Raw genomic sequence first — 21429 nt, 5'->3', positions numbered from 1 at the left:
AATCGCTGCGCGGGTATCGCCGGCAGGCGAAGCCGCCTTGTCTGGGCGGCTCCGCATGCCTCATCCTCAAGCCTCACGCATGCTGAGGCTGCGCCAGCTGGCTGACCTGCATCGCCGGCGGATCGACAACCAGGGTCCCGCCATGGCCGTCACTCAAGGTCGTGAAGGTCGAGGCCATGTAGTTGCCGAGCAGCATAATGCTCGCCGTGACGGCGCCGTCCGTCACCGTGAGCGTTCCGCCCGATGCGTTTCCGCTGAAGCTCGGAGTGTGAACGTTCGCGAAATTGATGTTCGCGAAATCGATCGCGTCCGAACCGGTCATCCCGGCGACGGTTCCGTTAAAGCTCGCGGAATTGTCGAGCTTCAGCGTCCCCGTTGAACCCTGGAACGCCACGGTGGCACTCGAAGCCCCCGGCAATTCCAGGGTGGCGCTCGCTGCGATGTTGGCGCTGCCGGAGCTCTCGCCCGTCACGTTGAAGGGCTGCCAAGCCCCCCACGCAATGCCGTCATTGGCCCGGATCCAGAGTTGGTCCGTACCCGAGCCGGCCTGATAGGTGGTCTGGGAAAGTTGCGCCGCCGTGATGTCGATCTCGGTATTCACGGGCTGCGATGTGCCGTTGATGCTCCAGTGCCCGTTCGAGTTGGAATCCCACAGCGCATATTTCGTGATGGTATCGCCGTCGGCGTCCGTCGCAGTGACGAGGTTCGCAGCAGCAAAGATCTGCCCCGAGACCGTCACGACGTTGGCGACCGCGACGGTCGGCGCCTGGTTCGTGGCGGTGGCCGTAAAGGCCGTCCATGCACCCCACGTGATGCCGTCATTGGCTCGCACGTAGAGCGTGTCCGCCGGCGAGCCGCCGGGTCCGAATACGTAACTGACCTGCGACAGGTTCGCCGCCGACACATCGATCTCGGCGTTGGCCGCCTGCGCGACACCATTGACCACCCAGTGGCCGTTGCCGCCGGTGTCCCAGAACGCGTACTGCGTGATCGTGTCGTTGTCGGCGTCCGTGACCGTGAACAGGCTCGAGGCCGTGACCGAATGGTCGTGAATTCCGGTCGCGTTCGATGCCGAAACGACCGGAGGGTGGTCGGGCCCCGGGGTGGCCGAGAACGCCGTCCAGCCTCCCCACAGCAATCCGTCGTTGGCCCGCACGTAGAGCGTATCAGGCGTCGAGCCGGTCGGGCCGTATACGTAGCTCACCTGCGACAGGTTCGCCGCCGACACATCGATCTCGACATTGGCCGCCTGCGCAACGCCATTGACCACCCAGTGGCCGCTGCCGCCGGTGTCCCAGAATGCGTATTGGGTGATCGTGTCGTTGTCGGCGTCCGTGGCCGTGAACAGGCTCGAGGCGAGAGCTGACGCCTGCCCGTGATTGGCGGTGACGTTCGGCGCCGTCAAAACCGGAGCGTGGTCAGGCCCCGGTGTGGCCGTGAACGCCGTCCAGCCTCCCCACAGCATGCCGTCATTGGCCCGCACGTACAGCGTATCTGATGTCGAGCCGGTCGGGCCGTACACGTAGCTCACCTGCGACAGGTTCGCTGCCGACACATCGATCTCGACATTGGCCGCCTGCGCGACACCATTCACCACCCAGTGACCACTGCCGCCGGTGTCCCAGAACGCGTATTGGGTGATCGGATCGTGCTCGGCGTCTGTCACCGAGAACAGGCTCGAGGCCAGCGCCGACGTCTGCCCGTGATTGGCGGTCACGTTCGGTGCCGTCACCACCGGAGCCGTGTCAGGGCCAGGTGCTGCCGTGAACGCGGTCCAGCTTCCCCATAGCATTCCGTCATTCGCCCGTATGTAAAGCGTATCAGGCGTCGGGCCGCCGGGGCCGAACACATAGCTCACTTGTGACAGGTTCGCCGCGGTAACATCGATCTCGACGTTGGCGGCCTGGGCGACGCCATTTACCACCCAATGGCCGCTGCCGCCGGTGTCCCAGAATGCGTACTGGGTGATCGCATCGCCATCAGCGTCCGTGACCGAGAACAGGTTCGAGGCGAGAGCCGATGTCTGCCCGTGATTGGCGGTGACGTTCGGTGCCGTCACAACCGGCGCGTGGTCGGGCCCCGGGGTGGCCGAGAACGCCGTCCAGCCTCCCCACAGCAATCCGTCATTGGCCCGCACATAGAGCGTATCTGATGTCGAGCCGGTCGGGCCGTATACGTAGCTCACCTGCGACAGGTTCGCCGCCGACACATCGATCTCGACGTTGGCGGCCTGGGCGACACCATTCACCACCCAGTGGCCGTTGCCACCGGTGTCCCAGAACGCGTACTGGGTGATCGGATCGTGCTCGGCGTCTGTCACCGAGAACAGGCTCGAGGCCAGCGCCGACGTCTGCCCGTGATTGGCGGTCACGTTCGGTGCCGTCACCACCGGAGCCGTGTCAGGGCCAGGTGCTGCCGTGAACGCGGTCCAGCTTCCCCATAGCATTCCGTCATTCGCCCGTATGTAAAGCGTATCAGGCGTCGGGCCGCCGGGGCCGAACACATAGCTCACTTGTGACAGGTTCGCCGCGGTAACATCGATCTCGACGTTGGCGGCCTGGGCGACGCCATTTACCACCCAATGGCCGCTGCCGCCGGTGTCCCAGAATGCGTACTGGGTGATCGCATCGCCATCAGCGTCCGTGACCGAGAACAGGTTCGAGGCGAGAGCCGATGTCTGCCCGTGATTGGCGGTGACGTTCGGTGCCGTCACAACCGGAGCAGCATCGCTCCCTGGCCCCGCCGTGAACGCTTTCCAGGCTCCCCACAACGTTCCGTCGTTCGCCTTGATGAACAGCGTATCAGGGGCTGACCCTGGCGGTCCGAACACGTAGGTCAGTTGCGGCAACTGCGCCGCGGGAATATCGATCTCGGTGTTGGCAGGCAGAGCCACGCCGTTCAACGCCCAGTGGCCACTCCCCCCGGTGTCCCAGAGGGCGTATTCGGTGATCGTGTCGTGATCCGGATCGCTCACCGTGAACAGGCTGGATGCGGCAATTGACGTCTGGCCGTGCGCCGCAGTGACGTTGGCTGCGTTCACGGTTGGCGCGGTGTCGACAAATCCGGTTGCCGTAAACTGAGTCCAGCCGCCCCAAACCGTGCCGTCATTGGCGCGAACGTAAAGGGTATCGCTCGAACCGCTTGGACCGAACACGTAGCTCACCTGCGACAGGTTAGCCGCCGCAACATCGATCTCGGCGTTGGTGGCCTGGACGACGCCGTTGATGGCCCAGTGGCCGTTACCTTGGGTGTCCCAGAACGCGTATTGGGTGATGGGATCGCCATCGGCGTCCGAGGTGGTGAACAGGCTGGAAGCCGCCGCCGAACTCTCGCCCACGGTTGCCTGTACATTGGGCGCTGACGTGACCGGAGCGATATCGGCACGCGTGGTGACCAGTGTGCCGCTGCCGGAATCGGTGCTGACGCTGAACCGCACGCCAGGCGTCTGATCAAGCTGCAGATCGTAGGAGGAAGCGCCCTCCGTGACCTGCAGGATATTGCCCGGGAGCAACGTCACTGCTCCGCCGGATGAGAACGTCACCCCGGCCAGATCGATGCTGTCGCCCAGCACCAGCCCGCTGATGGTCGTCGACGGCATCAACGTGCCGTCGATCTTGAGCTGCCCGCCGGAGCCGCCAAACGTGATGCCGCCGCTCGCGACGCTGCCGGCCAGCAACTCGACCACGCCGCCCGAAATCGTCACCGGACCAGTCGACCCGCCGGAGGAAACGATTTCCGTGCCGCCGGCAAACACCGCCACGTTGCTGGTCACTGCGCCAGCCACTTTGAACGTGCCGCCGCTGGAGACGGCAACATGGTGGGCAGTCGCCCCGGACAGAATATTCAACATGCCGCCACTGCTGACGGTCGTGTGGTCGATTGCGCCTCCCGATGACACGTTCACCGTGCCGCCCGAAATCCCGGTTCCGGAGCTGGTCACGCCGGTAACGACACCTCCCGAGAGCACGTTCTCGATGCCGCCGGCCAACACCGCGACGTTGCTCAGGACCGTGCCGCCGACGTTGAAGAGGCCTCCGCTCGAGACCGAGATATGGTCCGCCGTCGCGCCGGACGAGACATTCAGGTCACCGCCACTGAAGACGGTCGCATATTCGAAAGAACCTCCGGATAGAACGTCGACCACGCCGGAAATTGCGGTACCCGAACCGGTGACGCCGGTGACGGAGCCGCCCGCAGAGACGATTTCGTGGCCGCCGCTCTGAATGGTGACATTGCTGGTGATCTTGCCCCGCACGTTGAGCGTGCCGGACACGTTGATCATACTGGCCGAGCCTCCAGCCAGGACGTTGAGCGTCGCACCGGCTGCAACGAACGTTCCGGTACCGGCCGTGCCGCTGATGGTGCCCTGAATGACGCCGCCGGACGAGACGTTCTCGATGCCACCGCTCAACACCAAGACCGTGTTGGACGTGGTCCCCGTGACATTGAGAGTGCCGCCCACTGAGACCGTCGTCCCGGTGGCAAATCCGCCAGCCAGGACGTCAAGCGTTCCCCCGGATACGAGCGTTCCGCTGGCTGTGCCGCCGCTGCTGACAAACATCGTCGCGCCGCTTGCAACGACGGCATTCGTATCGCTGCCCGCGACCGCTTCGGTGCCGCCGGAAGAGACGGTCGTGCCGGTGTCGCTGCCGCCCTTGCTGATGGTCAGAAGCCCGCCGCTGCTGACGGTGGTGCTGACGACCGACCCGCCGGAGGCAACGAACATCGAACCGCCATTGAGCACGGTATCACCGGTATCGGTTTGGCCGCTCGATACGGTGTAGGACGAGCCGCTGCTTACGGTCACAGGGGCGCTTTCGATAACGACTGTGCCGCCGTTGCTGGTCACGTTCGTGACATTGGCGCCAGCAATGAGAATCAGGGTCCCGCCGCTATCGACGACGATGCCGCTTGCGGTGCCGCCGGACGAAACGACTTCGGTGCCACCGGAGCTGATCACCGCCGCGCTGGCGGTGCCGCCCGCCATCACGATCTCGGTGCCGCCGGCGCTGATCACCGCGGTTCTGGCGATGCCGCCGGACGAAACGATTTCGGTACCGCCGGAGCTGATCACCGTACTGCTGGCGGTGCCGCCCCAGACGACCTGCTCACCGCCCGCGATCAGCGTGGTGGAGCTTGCCGTTGCGCTGCCGCTGAATTGGCCACTGCCGACATATTGGATGCTGCCGCTGCCGGTGACCGTCGTGTTGACGGCTGTGCCGCCCGCATTAGCGAGGCCGTATGGCGCAACATACTGGATTCCACCGTTGGTGATGGTGGTGTTGCTTGCGAAACCAGAACCGGCGCTTCCGAAGGCGGTATAGCCGAGGTACTGCGTACCGCCGTCGACGACGGTGTTGACCGCGGTCGCGGCCCCAAGAAATCCAACGATCTGTTCGGAACCGCTTCCCATCACTGTGGTGTTGGATGCGACTGCACTGCCGTAGGCGCCAGGGTTGTTATTGTAGTCGTTTGTGACGTACTCGAGCCCGCCGTTCTTGATCGTCGTACCGATGGCGGTGCCGCCATAGATGTCCACGCCTCCACCATTGACGGTGGTGTTGCTGGCGGTGCCGCCGAACAGGTCTAGCCTGCCGCCGCTGCTGACCGTGGTGTTGCTCGCGGTTGAGCCGGTGTCCACTGACAGTCGGCCGCCACTGATCGTGGTGTTGATCGCGGTTCCAACGCCGGTCGTGTATGAAGGGACATAGCTGAAGCCGAGGATCGCGTTGCCGCCGTCGATCACGGCACTGATCACGGTGCCGAGAACGTAGAGCTGCGCGGCACCATTTGAGTCGTGGGATACGGTGTCGCCGACATCGGTGCCGCCGGAGGACACAACGACGGTGCCAACATCGAGGGTGCTGCTGATAGTCCCGCCATTCAGCACATAAAGCGTGCCGCCGTCCTGAACCGTGTTGCCACTTTGCGTATCGGACACAGAAACGGTGCTGCCGCTGGCAACATTCACACTCATCAACCCCTCCCCCGAAAAAACTGATCTCGAAATCCAATAGATCTGTCCGGCAACTCGCCCCCACGGCCGAGTTTGGCCGATCGCCCGACAGTTGAAGCAAACGCCCGCTAGCCCTCACCAACTCACTTGGCGCGGGGTCTTGATCACTGAGTTTTGGAGAGCAGTTGAAATGCTGGCGGGACGCGAACCAGCTTCAAGTTGCTACGTCATCCAAAATTACAAATCGCCGGTATGAACTAAAAACGTGATCAGCTTACAAGTCGCCCAAGGGTCGTCAAGGTGCTGATCGCAAAAGTTCAATGTTTCTCGCCGGTTGTTCACAGTGTGAAACAGTCGGCCCGCTCGGCAGCCGACAGATGACCCGTCAAATTACGGAGTTGTCTCCGCCATGAGAAGTCTGCCACGCCGCCGTTCCTGCTCTCCACGAAATTGGCGAGCTGGCGCAGGAGCTCGGTGGTGCCGGCGCCTATCAGTTGCTGCGATCGCTGCGCGGGCATCGCGGCAGGCGAAGCCACCTTATCTCGGTGGCTCCGCATACCTCATCGTCAAGCCTCACGCATGCTGTGGCTGCGCAAGCTGGCTGACCTGCATCGCCGGCGGATCGACAACCAGGGTCCCACCATGGCCATCACTTGAGGTCGTGAAGGTCGAGGCCATGTAGTTGCCCAGCAGCACAATGCTCGCCGTGACGGTGCCGTCCGTCACCGTGAGCGTTCCGTGCGTTGAGTCTCCGCTGAAGCTCGGAGTGTGAACGTTCGCGAAATTGATGTTCGCGAAATCGATCGCGTCCGAACCGGTCATCCCGGCGACCGTTCCGGCAAAGCTCGCGGAATTGTCCAGCTTGAGCGTCCCCGTCGAACCCTGGAACGCCACGGTGGCATTCGACGTTCCGGTCAATTCCAGGGTGCTGCCCGATGCGATGGTGGCATTGGTGGCGCTCTCGCCCGTCACGTTGAAGGGCTGCCAGGCTCCCCACGCAATGCCGTCATTGGCCCGGATCCAGAGTTGATCCGTGCCCGAGCCGGCCTGATAGGTCGTCTGGGAAAGTTGCGCCGCAGTGATGTCGATCTCGGTATTCACGGGCTGCGATGTGCCGTTGATGCTCCAGTGCCCGTTCGAGTTGGAATCCCACAGCGCATATTTCGTGATGGTATCGCCGTCGGCGTCCGTGGCGCTGAACAGGCTCGATGCGGCGAACGTCTGCCCGGAGACCGTCACCACGTTCGAGGCCGAAACGACCGGAAGGTGGTCGGGCCCCGGTGTTGCCGTGAAGCTCTTCCAGGCGCTCCACATGCTGCCGTCATTGGCCTTCACCCAGAGCGTATCGGGCGTCGAGCCGGTCGGGCCGAACACGTAGCTCACCTGCGACAGGTTCGCCGCGGAAACATCGATCTCGGCGTTGGTGGCCTGGACGACGCCGTTGACGACCCAGTGTCCGTTACCTTGCGTGTCCCATAACGCGTACTGGGTGATCGTGTCGTGCTCGGCATCGCTGACCGAGAACAGGCTCGAGGCGAGCGCCGACGTCTGCCCGTGAACCGCGGCCACGTTCGGTGCCGTCACCACCGGGGCCGTGTCGGGGCCCGGTGTTGCCGTGAAGCTCTGCCAGGCGCCCCACATGCTGCCGTCATTGGCCCTCACCCAGAGCGTATCGGGCGTCGAACCGCCGGGGCCGAACACGTAGCTCACCTGCGACAGGTTCGCCGCCGAAACATCGATCTCGGCGTTGGTGGCCTGCACGACGCCGTTGATGGCCCAATGTCCGTTACCTTGCGTGTCCCAGAGCGCGTATTGGGTGATCGTGTCGTGCTCGGCATCGCTGACCGAGAACAGGCTCGAGGCGAGAGCCGAGAACTGCCCGTGAACCGCGGCCACGTTCGGTGCCGTCACCACCGGGGCCGTGTCGGGGCCCGGTGTTGCCGTGAAGCTCTGCCAGGCGCCCCACATGCTGCCGTCATTGGCCCTCACCCAGAGCGTATCGGGCGTCGAACCGCCGGGGCCGAACACGTAGCTCACCTGCGACAGGTTCGCCGCGGAAACATCGATCTCGGCGTTGGTGGCCTGCACGACGCCGTTGATGGCCCAATGTCCGTTACCTTGCGTGTCCCAGAGCGCGTATTGGGTGATCGTGTCGTGCTCGGCATCGCTGACCGAGAACAAGCTCGAGGCGAGCGCCGACGTCTGCCCGTGAACCGCGGCCACGTTCGGTGCCGTCACCACCGGGGCCGTGTCGGGGCCCGGTGTTGCCGTGAAGCTCTTCCAGGCGCTCCATAGGCTGCCGTCATTGGCCTTCACCCAGAGCGTATCGGGCGTCGAACCGCCGGGGCCGAACACGTAGCTCACCTGCGACAGGTTCGCCGCCGAAACATCGATCTCGGCGTTGGTGGCCTGGACGACACCGTTGACGACCCAGTGTCCGTTACCTTGCGTGTCCCATAACGCGTACTGGGTGATCGTGTCGTGCTCGGCATCGCTGACCGAGAACAGGCTCGAGGCGAGAACCGAGAACTGCCCGTGATTGGCGGTTACGTTCGGTGCCGTCACCACCGGAGCCGTGTCGGGACCCGGCGACGCCGTGAAGCTCTGCCAGGCGCTCCACAAGATACCGTCATTGGCCTTCACCCAGAGCGTATCGGGCGTCGAACCGCCGGGGCCGAACACGTAGCTCACCTGCGACAGGTTCGCCGCCGAAACATCGATCTCGGCGTTGGTGGCCTGGACGACGCCGTTGATGGCCCAATGTCCGTTACCTTGGGTGTCCCAGAACGCGTACTGGGTCATCGTGTCGCCGTCCAGATCGCTCACCGTGAACAGGCTCGATGCAGCAATCGACGTCTGGCCGTGCGCCGCAGTCACGTTGACTGCGTTCACGGTTGGCGCGTTGTCGCCAAATGCCTTGGCCGTAAATTGAGTCCAGTCGCCCCAAACCGTGCCGTCATTGCCTCGAACGCGAAGGGTATCAGTCGATCCGTTTGGACCGAAGACGTAGCTCACCTGCGACAGGTTCGCCGCCGCAACATCGATCTCGGCATTGGCCGCCTGGGCGACACCATTCACCACCCAGTGGCCGTTGCCGCCGGTGTCCCAGAACGCGTATTGGGTGATCGGATCGCCATCGGCGTCCGACACCGTAAAGAGGCTGGAAGCCAGCACGGAGGTCTGGCCAGCGCCTGCATGGATGTTGGACGCTGACGTGACCGGAGCGATATCGGCACGCGTCGTGACCAGCGTTCCGGTGCCGGAATCCGCGCTGACGCTGAACCGCACGCCGGGTATCGCATCAAGCTGCAGATTGAAGGTGGATGCCCCCTCGGTAACGCGCAGGATGTTGCCGGCCTGCAAGGTCGCCGCCCCACCCGATACGAAATTGAGGCCTGCCAGATCGATGCTGTCGCCCAGCACCAGACTGCTGATCGTCGTGCCGGCCAGGGAGGTGCCATCGATCTTGAGCTGACCGCCGGAACCGCTGAAGGTGATACCGCCGTTCGCGATGCTGCCGGCCCGCAGCTCGACCACGCCGCCGGAGATCGTGACCGGCCCCGTGGAGCCGCCAGAGGAAACGATCTCATTGCCTCCGGCAAAGACCGCGACGTTGCTCGTCACCGCGCCAGCGACGTTGAGCGCACCACCGCTCGACACCGCGATGTCGTGCGCCGCGGCTCCAGATTTAATGTTCAGCACGCCACCGCTGATGACGGTCGTGTGGTCGATTGCGCCTCCCGAGGACACGTTGACGGTGCCACCCGAAATCCCGGTTCCGGAGCCGGTGACACCGGTGACCACACCTCCGGAGAATACGTTCTCGATGCCGCCGGCAAAGACCGAGACATTGCTCAGAACCGTGCCGCCAACGTTGAAGATGCCGCCGCTCGAGACGGAGATATGGTCCGCCATCGCACCGGACGAGACATTCAGGTCACCACCATTGAAGACTGTCGCATATTCGAACGACGCGCCGGAGAGAACGTCGACGAGTCCGGAAATGACGGTCCCCGAACCGGTGACGCCGGTGACGGAGCCACCTGCAGAGACGATTTCGTGGCCGCCGCTCTGAATGGTGACATTGCTGGTGATCTTGCCCTGCACGTTAAGCGTGCCGGACACGTTGATCATGCTGGCCGAGCCTCCGGCCAGGAGGTTGAGCGTTCCGCCGGCCGCGATGAACGTTCCCGCACTGGCCGCACCGCTGATGGTGCCCTGGATGACGCCACCGGACGAGACGTTCTCGACGCCGCCGCTGGACACCACCACCATGTTGGACGTGGTCCCCATCACGTTGAGGATGCCGCCGGCCGAAACCGTCGTCCCTACACCGTTGGAGGATGCCGAGACCAATCCTCCCACCAGCACGTTTTCTATGCCGCCGCTTGAGATGAAAACGTTGCTGGTGACGGTGCCGCCAAGATTGAGCGTTCCACCCGACAGGGTGACGTCGTGCGCCGTCGCGCCGGCGGAAACATTCAAGGCGCCGCCGCCGAAGACCGCAGTGTTGAACGTCAGGCCGCCAGACGAAACATCCTCAACACCTCCGCTTGAAACTTGCGCCGCGGCCGAACCGCCGGCCGACACATTCAACACGCCGCCGCTTGAGATCGTGGCGCCAATGGTGACGCCACCAGAGGAAACCACCTGAGTGCCACCCGACAGAATCGTGACGCCGGAATCGGCGCCACCACTGAAGACGGCCTCGAATCCGCCAGACAGGATAGTGCCCGTCGCGCTGCCACCGGCTGAACCGGGACTACCGTTGAACGATCCGAGTTGGAAGTAGCCACCGCTCAGCACCGTCGTGCCGGCCGCCGTGCCGCCGCTCAGCACGGTCATGCCACCGGAGTTGGAGATCGTCGTTCCAGATACTGCACCGCCTGAGGTGACTTGCGCGCCGCCGTTGCTGGCAATCGTGGTGGACACCGCGAGGCCACCGGAGTTCACATCGAGCTGACCGCCCGCCACGGTCGTATTGCTCGCGGTTCCACCCGCCGAACCACCCGATCCCTGGAACGACGGAATGCCGACTTGCATGAAGCCGCCACTGCCAACGATGGTGCCCAGGGCCGTGCCGCCCGCAAGCACGATCTCCGTTCCATTCGCGCTGACGGTGATGGCGGAGGTTGAGCCGCCCGACAGAACCTCGAGGATCGGGCCACTACCCACCGAATAGCCGCTTACGACAGCGCCAGGCCCCACCTCAAGCTCGGTACCGCTACCAAAAGTGGTGTTGGAAAGCTGCGAAACGGACGCTCCGCTGACCAGTTCTACGGCGCCGAAATTGACCGAAACGCCACTGAGGGTCCCGCCTGAGAACAGCTTCAGCAGACCACCATTGACCATCGTGCCGTTTGCCGATCCGCCGGAAAGGACATCGAGCTCACCGCCGCCGAAGACATTGGCGCCGTTCTCGGCTCCTCCGGAGGAAACGGTTTCCAGGCCACCGTCGTGGATGTTGATGTTACTGGTCGTGCTCCCCGCGAGATTGAATTGGCCACCGCTATTCACATTGATGTCGTGCGCGGACGCGCCGGCCTGCAAGTTCAGGGCGCCGTTGCCGTTGACCGCAACGTAGCTGACGGACGCACCCGCGGATGCATTCACTGTGCCCACAACGGTGACCGTTGGGAGGGCGGATGGATCCAATGAACCGCTGAGGGCACCGCCGGCAGAGACGTTCAACGTGGCGCCGCCCCCAACGAACACGAAGTTCGTCGCCGAACCCAAAAGGCTGAGCGTTGCTCCGTTCGATATGGTCAGATCGTGAACGGTGCCGCCGGTTGCGACGCTGGCCGAGGCTCCGGACGACAGGGTGAAGAACTCGGACTGGCCTCCGGAGAGGACATTGAGCGAGCCTCCCGACACCGTAAAGGACTGCGCATTGCCGCCGGAGAGCACGTTCAGCGTGCCCCCCGACACATCGAAGTTCTGCGCGTTGCCTCCCGAAAAGACATTCTCGGTGCCGCCGGCGAAGACCTCCGAGTTGCTGGTCTGAGAACCTGCGAGATTGAGGATGCCGCCACTGCTGACGCCGAAGTCGTGGATCGTCGCGCCATTGTCGGCCGTGACAAGGCCACCACTCCTGACCGTGAAGTAGGAGAGCTGGCCGCCCGAGGTCACGCTGACCGTGCCACCCGACACAATCGTCTCGTCGCTGCCGGGAGCGCCCGTCTCGATGCCGCCGGAAGAGATCACAACAAGGCCGCTCGAAAAGACCTCAACGTGGCTTGTCACCGTTCCGGTAACGTTCAGCGTGCCACCCGACGACACGGCAACGAACGACGCCGAACCGCCCGAGGAAACGTTGAGCAGGCCGCCTGCAGACACCGTGGCCGAGACGCCGAGACCGCCGCTGGAGATATTCTGGCTGCCGCCGGACAGGATCGTGGCGCCGCTGTCGACACCACCGCTCGAAATCACCTCGGAGCCGCCGGACACAGTCGTTCCAGTGGCGCTGCCCGCGGACTCAATGATCAGCGTGCCGCCGGTCAGGACGGTATCGCCGGATTCCGTGCCAGAAGATACAGTAATGGTGACGCCGCTGGAAATCGTCTGCATGGTTCCGCCTCTAGGCCAGACTAAAATTCATTTGCCGGTTTCGGGCAGCGATGCCCGTCGGCGTCGACGTCCTTTACGCGCACCGCGTTGGCGTCGACCGAAAATCCTGGTATGCGCTCAATAACCTGCTTTACGTGATCGGCCGTAAATCAGCCGCGTGCATTCAAATTGTCGCGGTGAATTTGCGTGCCGCGGACGCCACAGGAAATCCTTGTGGTCGAAACGCATCCGCGGATCGTTCCAGAAACTGTTGCACGCGTGAAAATTGACAATGCGGTAAGGCGTAACAAATTCGTTGGTGGGATGGGTGAACCCGCTGATCATGATGACCCGCGTTCCTGACGCCCATGCAAGCCACGACAGGCCGCTCGACAGACCAATGAAAAAGTCAGCATGACTGGCGCGGCGTCAGCCGAACGATCAACGATGACGTTGGGATGTTCCGGCAAATGGTCCGCCGGGCGCTTCAGCGCGATCGCCGGCGCGACGGTAATCGCATTCACGAAAAACCCCTGTAGTGAAATACAAAGAAACTGTTCGAAATGTGAGAAAAAGCTAGGCGAGATTGACAACCTCGTCAACGAAACCTTGGCGAGTACCCCTTCGGGGCTGCTCCGGAATCGCAGGAACAAAGCAACATACAACGATGAACAGAATCCCAGCGCCGCTCCAGCTTGCCTTGGGCGAAGTCTGCTCTGCCCCTGACAACGAACGTGGCGATCACCATCGCGGCCGGTTGTAAAGACCAGTACGCAAATTCCGCTCCGAGCCGATGTACTGCGTACCGCCTTCGACGAAGGTGTTGATCGCGGTGGCAGCCCCAGGAAATCCAACGATCTGTTCGGAGCCGCTTTCCACCGCGGTGTTGGACGCGACTGCGCTGCCGCAGGCGCCAGGTTGTTGTTGCAGTCGTTTGAGACGCACTGGAGCCAACCGTTCTTGATCGTCGTATTGATGGCGGTGCTGCGATAGATTTCCTCACCCGACTCTTCGTTACCATCGATGGTGGTGTCGCTGGTGGTGCCGCCGAACACGGTCAGCTTGCCGTTGCTGTCGACGTGGTGCTGCTTGCGGTTGAACCACTGTCAACTGTCATTCGGACGCCATCGATCGTGGTGTCGATCGCGATTCCAACTCCCAACAAGTCTGTCCGGCAACTCGCCCCGCGGCCGAGCCTGGCCGATGCCCGACAGTCGAAGCGAAGATCCGCTGGCCCTCGCCAACTCACTTGGCGCGAGGTCTCGATCACTGACTTTTTGAGCCGAGCCTCCCGCTCCGGGCAGGCCAAAACCTCACGCAGCCTTTTTGGTCTCCGCGAGATTGGCGAGCTGGCGCAGGATCTCGGTGGTGCCGGCGAGCCGCTCTTCCGGCGTATCCCATTCCTGGAAGAACACCACCTTCATGTCGGGCCGCACCTTGGCGGCCTTTCCGTGCTGGCGGATGAAGGTCACCAACCGCTCCGGATGCGCAAAGCTGTTGTCGCGGAACGCGATCACCGCGCCCTTCGGGCCGGCATCGACCTTCCCCACATTGGCCCGGCGGCAATAGGCCTTGATCGCGGCGACCTTGAACAGATAACGCACCTCGTCCGGCAGCACGCCGAAGCGGTCGCGCATCTCGGCGGCAAAACTGTCGATCTCGTCGTCGGTCTCGAGATCGGCGAGGCGTCGATAGAGCGACAGCCGCACGCTGAGGTCGTTGACGTAGTCCTCGGGGATCAGGACCGGCATGCCGATCGTGATCTGCGGCGACCAGCGGTCGGCGGCGGGCTCGGCGACGCCGGCCTTGAGGTTGATGATCGCCTCCTCGAGCATCGACTGGTACAGCTCGAAGCCGACTTCCTTGATGTGGCCGGACTGCTCTTCGCCCAACAAATTGCCGGCGCCGCGGATGTCGAGGTCGTGCGAGGCGAGCTGGAAGCCCGCGCCGAGCGTTTCCAGCGATTGCAGCACCTTCAGCCGCCGCTCCGCCTGCGCCGTGATCTTCTGCTGCGCCGGCAAGGTGAACAGCGCATAGGCGCGCAGCTTGGAGCGGCCAACACGACCGCGCAGCTGGTAGAGCTGGGCGAGGCCGAACATGTCGGCGCGGTGCACGATCAATGTGTTGGCGTTCGGGATGTCGAGACCGGATTCCACGATCGTGGTCGAGAGCAGGATGTCGTACTTGCCGTCGTAGAACGCGGACATGATGTCCTCGATCACGGTCGGCGGCATCTGGCCGTGGGCGACCGCGACCTTCATCTCCGGCACGTTCTTGTCGAGGAAATCCTTGACGCCGGCGAGGTCCTCGATCCGCGGCACGACGTAGAACGCCTGCCCTCCGCGGTAGCGCTCGCGCAGCAGCGCCTCGCGGATCATCAGGGGATCGTGCGGCGCGACGAAGGTGCGCACCGCGAGGCGGTCGACCGGCGGCGAGGCAATGATCGAGAGCTCGCGCACGCCGGTCAGCGCCAGTTGCAGCGTGCGCGGGATCGGGGTTGCCGACAGCGTCAGCACATGGACCTGGGCGCGAAGCTGCTTCAGCCGCTCCTTGTGGCTGACGCCGAAATGCTGCTCCTCGTCGACGATCAGGAGGCCGAGGTCCTTGAACTTGATGGCCTTGCCGAGCAGCGCATGGGTACCGACGACGATGTCGACGCTGCCATCGGTGAGGCCCTTCTTGACCTGGTTCAACTCCTTGGTCGAGACCAGCCGCGACGCCTGCGCGACGTTGACCGGGAAACCTTTGAAGCGCTCGGTGAAGGTGCGCGAGTGCTGACGCGCCAGCAGCGTGGTCGGGACCACGACCGCGACCTGCCTGCCTTCGAGCGCCACGGCGAACGCCGCGCGCAGCGCCACCTCGGTCTTGCCGAAGCCGACGTCGCCGCAGATCAGGCGATCCATCGGGCGGCCGATCTCGAGGTCGTTCAAGGTCGAATTGATGGCGCCAAGCTGATCCTCGGTCTCCTCATAGGGGAAGCGCGCGCAGAACTCGTCATAGACATGCGGCTGCAGCGGGAATTTCGGCGCCTCGTGCAGCTGCCGCTCGGCGGCGATCTTGATCAGTTCGCCGGCGATCTCGCGGATGCGGTTCTTGAGCTTCGCCTTGCGCGCCTGCCAGCCGCCACCGCCCAGACGATCGAGCTCGACATTGGCGCTGTCGGAGCCATAGCGCGACAGCAGCTCGATGTTCTCGACCGGCAGGAACAGCTTGGTCTCCGCCGCATAGTGCAGCTCGAGACAGTCATGCGGCGCGCCGGAGACTTCCAGGGTCTGCAGCCCGACGAAGCGGCCGATGCCGTGCTCGACGTGAACGACGAGGTCGCCGGTCGCAAGGCTCGTCACCTCCGAGATGAAATTGTCGAGCTTGCGGCTCGCCTTGCGCGGCCGCACCAGGCGGTCGCCGAGCATGTCCTGCTCGCTGATGACGGCGAATTCGTCGGTCTCGAAACCGGATTCCATGCCGAGCACGGCCAGCATGGTCTCGTTGCGCGGGGTCGCCTGCACGATCCGCCAGGTGTTGACGCTGGTGGTGTTGAGCAGCTTGTGGTCGCGCAGCATCGCGCCCATGCGGTCGCGCGAGCCCTCGCTCCACAGCGCGACGATCACCTTCTTGCGCTGCGACTGCAGCGCGCCGATGTGGCCGACGACGGCCTCGAACACGTTGACATTGCCGTCGGCGCGCTCCGGCGCGAAATTGCGGCCCTGCCGCGCGCCGGCATCGAACACGTCGGGTGAGCCCTCCGGCACCGCGAACGGCGTCAGCCGCGCCAGCGGCGTATCGCCGAGCAGCCTGGTCCATTCGGCCTCAGACAGATACAGCTTGTCCGGCGGCAGCGGCTTGTAGATCGCGCCGCTGCCGGGATGCTCCAGCGCTTCGCGCCGTGCGTCGTAATAATCGGCAATCTGCGTGAAGCGTTCGCGCGCGGCGTCCTCGCCCTGCGGCTCGATCGCGATCGTTGCGCCGTCGAGATAGTCGAACAGCGTGTCCATCCGCTCCTGGAACAGCGGCAGCCAGTGCTCCATGCCGGGATGGCGCCGTCCCTCGGAGACCGCTTCATAGAGCTGGTCGTCGCGTCCCGGCGCGCCGAACGCTGCGACATAGCCCATGCGGAAGCGACGGATCGTCTCGGTGGTGAGCTGGAATTCGGAGACCGGCACGAGGTCGAGCCCGCGCATGTCGAGCAGCGTGCGCTGGGTCTCGGCGTCGAAGGTGCGGATCGATTCGAGGGAGTCGCCGAAGAAGTCGAACCGCACCGGCTGGTCGAGGCCGGCCGGAAACAGGTCGAGGATGCCGCCGCGCACCGCGTATTCGCCGGGTTCGCGCACCGTGGACGAACGGGTGTAGCCGTTGTGCTCGAGCCAGGCGACGACCGAATCCATCGGCACCACGTTGCCGGGCGCAACCGACAGCGCTTGCGCTGCGACCTGATCGCGCGCCGGCACCCGCTGCACGGCGGCGTTCACGGTCGTGAGCACGATCAGCGGCTTGTCGGAGCCCACAAGGCGCGACAGCTTCGCCAGCGCAGTCAGCCGCTGCGCCAGAACGCCGGAATGCGGCGAGACGCGGTCATAGGGCTGGCAATCCCAGGCCGGAACCTGCATCACGGCGATATCGGGTGCAAAGAATTCCAGCGCGCGGGCGAGCTGCTGCATCCGGGCGCCGTCGCGGCACACCACGGCGAGGCTGACCGCCGACCGCTTCGGCTGCGCGGCGATCGCGCGCGCCAGGTCGGAGATGACGAGCCCCTCGGCGCCCTCGGCGACATTGGCGATGGTCAGCACCCGGCCGGGCGCGAGCATCGCGGCCGGGGATTTCATGGGCTGCTTCATGCGCTGGGATCCGCCACCCTAAACGCCTTGATGCGGGCAAACAGCGCGGTCTGATGCTCGGCAGCCAGCACCCTATCGCCGGTCAGCGCGGCATAGAGGTCGGGGTCCGGCACCTCGATCAAATGCTCGAGCTCGCCCAGCTCCTGATCGGACAGGTCGGCGATGGTCGAATCGGCAAAGCGGCCGAGGATCAGGTCCATCTCCCGGGTGCCGCGATGCCAGCAGCGAAACAAAAGCCGCTTGCGGCGGTCATCGAGCCCGTGGCTCGATCGTGTCGATCCCGTCATGTCCCAAAATCCATCAAACGCCAAAAGCCCGGACGTGCCGGGCGGGCTTGATATAGCGATGGCCGGGGCCGATGTCAGCCCTCTTTCGCCGCCTGAGTGGCATGCCGCCACGGCCGAACCTGCAGACTGGACCGGCCATCCATGCCGGCTCCAAAAAAAGACGTGGATGCCCGGCACAAGGCCGGGCATGACGTATCAAAACGGACCTAGATTCTCCCGATGCGCCCCAGCCTGCTCAATCCGCTGTTTGCCCAGGTCACGACCCTCCAGGGTGTCGGCCCGAAGCAGGACAAGCTGCTGCGCTATCTGCTCGACCGCAGCGAGACGCCGAGGCTGGTGGATCTGCTGCTGCACCTGCCGGCGAGCGTGATCGATCGCCGCGCGCGGCCGAAGATCCGCGACGCCGCGGTCGGAACCATGGTCACGCTCGAGGTCACCGTCGACCGCCATCGTCCGCCGCCGCCGCGCAATTCGCGCGCGCCGTACCTCGTCTATGCCAGCGACGACACCGGCGATGTCGTGTTGACCTTCTTCCGCGCCCAGCCCGGCTATGTCGAGAAGCTGCTGCCGGTCGGCGAGAAGCGTTACGTCTCCGGCACGCTGGCGATGTATGACGGCATCCCGCAGATCGTGCATCCCGACCGCGTCATCGATGAAGCCGGCTTTGCAAAGCTGTCCGGGATCGACCCGGTCTATCCGCTGACCGAGGGGCTTGCGATCGGCTCGCTCCGCCGCGCGATTGCGCAGGCGCTGACCAAGCTGCCGGACCTGCCGGAGTGGATCAGTCCCGACGTGCTGCGCCGCTGCAACTTCCCGCCGATCAGGGAGGCGCTGACCCGCGTCCATGTTCCGGTCGAGCTGACCGACATCCTGCCGGACGGCCCGTTCTGGTCGCGGCTCGCCTTCGACGAACTGCTCGCCGGCCAGCTCGCGCTGGCGCTGATCCGTGCCACGTTGCGCCGCCCCGCCGGCGTGCGCAACGCCGGTGACGGCCATCTGCGCAACCGGATCATCGACGCCCTGCCCTATGCGCTGACCAAGTCGCAGCAGCAGGCGGTCGCGGCGATCATTGAGGATCTGCGCCAGCCGGTGCGGATGCTGCGCCTCGTGCAGGGCGATGTCGGTTCCGGCAAGACCGTGGTGGCGCTGCTGGCGGCCGCCGCCGTCGCCGAAGCCGGCAAGCAGGCCGCGCTGATGGCGCCGACCGAAATCCTGGCGCGCCAGCACATCAAGACCATCGCGCCGCTCGCCGAGAGCGCCGGCATGCGGGTTGCGATCCTGACCGGCCGCGAGAAGGGCAAGGAACGCCGCGAGCTGTTGGCGCGGCTCGAAGCCGGCGAGATCGACCTGTTGGTCGGCACCCACGCGCTGATCCAGGATGACGTGATCTACAAGGCGCTGGCGCTCGCCGTGGTCGACGAGCAGCATCGCTTCGGCGTGCGCGAGCGCCTCGCGCTGACCTCCAAGGGCGAGGCCGTCGACGTGCTGGTGCTGAGCGCAACGCCAATCCCGCGCACGCTGGTGCTGACATACTTTGGCGACATGGACGTCTCGGAGCTGCGCGAAAAGCCCGCCGGCCGCCAGCCGATCGACACCCGCGCGGTGCCGATGAACCGGATCGAGGATGTCATAGACGGCGTCGGCCGCGCGCTCGGCGCCGGCAAGCTGGTCTACTGGATCTGCCCGCTGGTCGATGAATCCGAGGCCGAGGGCACCGAACATCTCACCAATGCGACCGAGCGGTTCGAGAGCCTGCAGCAGCGGTTCGGCGATCGTGTGGGCCTGGTGCACGGCCAGATGAAGGGCACCGAGAAGGATCGCGTGATGGCGCAATTCGCCGCGCACGAGATCGGCTTGCTGGTCGCAACGACCGTCGTCGAGGTCGGCGTCGACGTCCCGGCGGCGACCATCATGGTGATCGAGAACGCCGAACGCTTTGGCCTGGCTCAACTGCACCAGCTGCGTGGCCGCATCGGCCGCGGCTCGGAGGCCTCGACCTGCCTCCTGCTGTACAAGGAGCCGCTCGGCGAGATGTCGAAGGCGCGGCTGAAAGTGATCCGCGAGACCACGGACGGCTTCCGGATCGCCGAGGAGGATCTAAAGCTGCGCGGCGAAGGCGACGTGCTCGGCATCCGCCAGAGCGGCCTGCCCGGCTACCGCATCGCGCGCTCCGAGGTGCACGGCCAGCTGATCACCCAGGCCCGCGACGAGGCGCTGCGGATCATGAAGGACAATCCGAAGCTGAAGGGCGAGCGCGGCGAAGCGCTGCGCTGCCTGCTCTATCTCTACGAGCGCGACGAGGCGGTGCCGCTGATCGGCGCGGGGTAACGGCCAGCCCCGTCATTGCGAGCGAAGCGAAGCAATCCATCCATCCACGTATGCGGAGCCATGGATTGCTTCGTCGCTTCGCTCCTCGCAATGACGATGTATGCTTACGGCTGGGGGATCACCATGAAACAACCGTGCGTATACATCTTTGCGAACAAACGTCACGGCACCATTTACACCGGCGTCACCGCCAATCCGCCCAAGCGCGCGTTTGAGCATCGCGAGGGATTAGTAAAGGGATTCTCGGCCAAATATGGATGCAAGATGCTGGTCTGGTACGAGCTTCACGAAACGATGCACGACGCGATCACGCGGGAAAAACAAATCAAGGCCGGCAGTCGAGCGAAGAAGATCACGCTGATCGAGGCGCTGAATCCTGACTGGAACGACCTCTTCGACACGCTGATCTAGGTTTTGCTCATCGCTCCTTCCCACCGTCATTGCGAGCGAAGCGAAGCAATCCATCGCGCAGCATATGCAGAAGCATGGATTGCGTCGTCGCTTCGCTCCTCGCAATGACGGGGATAGAGCGGAGGGTCCTACTCCACCTTCGCCGGCGCGGGCTGAGTGGCCGGCTGCAACGAGGCCTGGTTGGCGACGCGCGCTGCGTTGGCCATGCCGGCGAGCGCCGCGGCGCGCTGCTTCTGATCGTTGGCGCCGGGCTGCACCACGCCGGCCGACATGATCAGCGTCGCGGCATCCTCGGTGCTCATGTCGATCTCGATGATCTTGCTCCTCGGCACGTAGAAGAAGAAGCCGGTGGTCGGGTTCGGCGCGCACGGCAGGAACACCGAGATGTGCTCCTCCTCGCCAGGCAGACTGGCCGCAAGCTCGGCGCTCGGCGCCTGCGAGATCAGCACGATCGACCACATCCCGGGCGAGGGAAACTCGACCAGGCCGACCCGGCGGAAGCTCGATCCGTTGCCGGAGAACAGCGTCTCGAACACCTGCTTCAGGCCGCGATAGATCGCACGCACCGCAGGGATCCGTCCGAGCAGCCGCTCGCCGAGATCGACCAGGGTCCGCCCGATCAGGTTGGCGGTGAGGAAGCCGAGCAGCGTGAGCGCGATGACGGCGACGATCAGGCCGGAACCCGGCAATCCGAACGGCAGATAGGTCTCCGGCCGATAGGCCGTGGGCACGAACGGCCGGACCAAATTGTCGACCCAGTTCACGAACCACCAGGTCAGATAGAAGGTGATCGCAACTGGTCCGGCCACCACGAGACCGGTCAGGAAATAGTTGCGGAACCGCGCCATCAGCCCGCGGGGAGCGTCCGGGGGTAGTTCACCTGGCGCGGGGGGAGGCACTTTGTTGGACGTCATTGCTGTTCCAGATCGTCGAAGCGGCCGTCCTCACCAGCATGATCCGGAAAAGTGCGCCGCGGATTTCCGAAAAGATCGTGTATAAACAAAAGGCTAGCGCGAGATGATGATCCTGCCCCGAACTTCGGCGCGCAGCACCACCTGAGCTAAGCCAT

Annotated in this window: 8 protein-coding genes; 2 read left to right on the top strand and 6 right to left on the bottom strand. The window is 64.4% G+C overall.

What is annotated here, in order from left to right; genetic code table 11:
* Window positions 1-73 precede the first annotated feature (73 nt).
* The 5 genes from AAFG13_RS04435 to AAFG13_RS04415 form a co-directional block, all read right to left on the bottom strand.
* The gene (locus AAFG13_RS04435; protein WP_342711237.1) at window positions 74-5977 is read right to left on the bottom strand and encodes an AIDA repeat-containing protein; all 5904 of its coding nucleotides are present in this window, start codon (window positions 5975-5977) and stop codon (window positions 74-76) included.
* 552 nt (window positions 5978-6529) lie between these two features.
* Window positions 6530-12523: a hypothetical protein gene (locus AAFG13_RS04430; protein WP_342711236.1), complete on the bottom strand. Its 5994-nt coding sequence runs from the start codon at window positions 12521-12523 to the stop codon at window positions 6530-6532.
* Between the two features lie 320 nt (window positions 12524-12843).
* Window positions 12844-13557, bottom strand: a complete 714-nt coding sequence (locus AAFG13_RS04425; RefSeq protein ID WP_342711235.1) for a hypothetical protein — start codon at window positions 13555-13557, stop codon at window positions 12844-12846.
* Between the two features lie 258 nt (window positions 13558-13815).
* Window positions 13816-17334 carry a transcription-repair coupling factor gene (gene mfd / locus AAFG13_RS04420; protein ID WP_342711234.1) on the bottom strand — a complete coding sequence of 1173 codons (3519 nt, stop codon included), beginning with the start codon at window positions 17332-17334 and terminating at the stop codon, window positions 13816-13818.
* Entirely contained in the window at window positions 17331-17621 is a 291-nt protein-coding gene (locus AAFG13_RS04415) for a succinate dehydrogenase assembly factor 2 (RefSeq protein ID WP_342711233.1), read from the bottom strand. Before AAFG13_RS04415 ends, mfd begins: the two co-directional genes overlap by 4 nt.
* 219 nt (window positions 17622-17840) lie before the next feature.
* Here AAFG13_RS04415 and recG point away from each other — a divergent pair, with 219 nt between their 5' ends.
* Both recG and AAFG13_RS04405 read left to right on the top strand, forming a co-directional pair.
* Window positions 17841-19949 carry an ATP-dependent DNA helicase RecG gene (gene recG / locus AAFG13_RS04410; RefSeq protein ID WP_342711232.1) on the top strand — a complete coding sequence of 703 codons (2109 nt, stop codon included), beginning with the start codon at window positions 17841-17843 and terminating at the stop codon, window positions 19947-19949.
* A 123-nt stretch (window positions 19950-20072) separates the two neighbouring features.
* Window positions 20073-20360 (top strand): GIY-YIG nuclease family protein, encoded by a 288-nt coding sequence (locus AAFG13_RS04405; RefSeq protein WP_342713542.1) that lies wholly within the window; start codon window positions 20073-20075, stop codon window positions 20358-20360.
* A 128-nt stretch (window positions 20361-20488) separates the two neighbouring features.
* Here AAFG13_RS04405 and AAFG13_RS04400 read toward each other — a convergent pair whose 3' ends face one another.
* Entirely contained in the window at window positions 20489-21274 is a 786-nt protein-coding gene (locus tag AAFG13_RS04400; protein ID WP_342711231.1) for a DUF502 domain-containing protein, read from the bottom strand.
* Between the last annotated feature and the right edge of the window lie 155 nt (window positions 21275-21429).

The sequence above is a fragment of the Bradyrhizobium sp. B124 genome (assembly GCF_038967635.1).
Lineage (GTDB): Bacteria > Pseudomonadota > Alphaproteobacteria > Rhizobiales > Xanthobacteraceae > Bradyrhizobium.
Note: the sequence above shows the minus strand (reverse complement) of the source record. Positions and strands in the feature narration are given on the sequence as shown.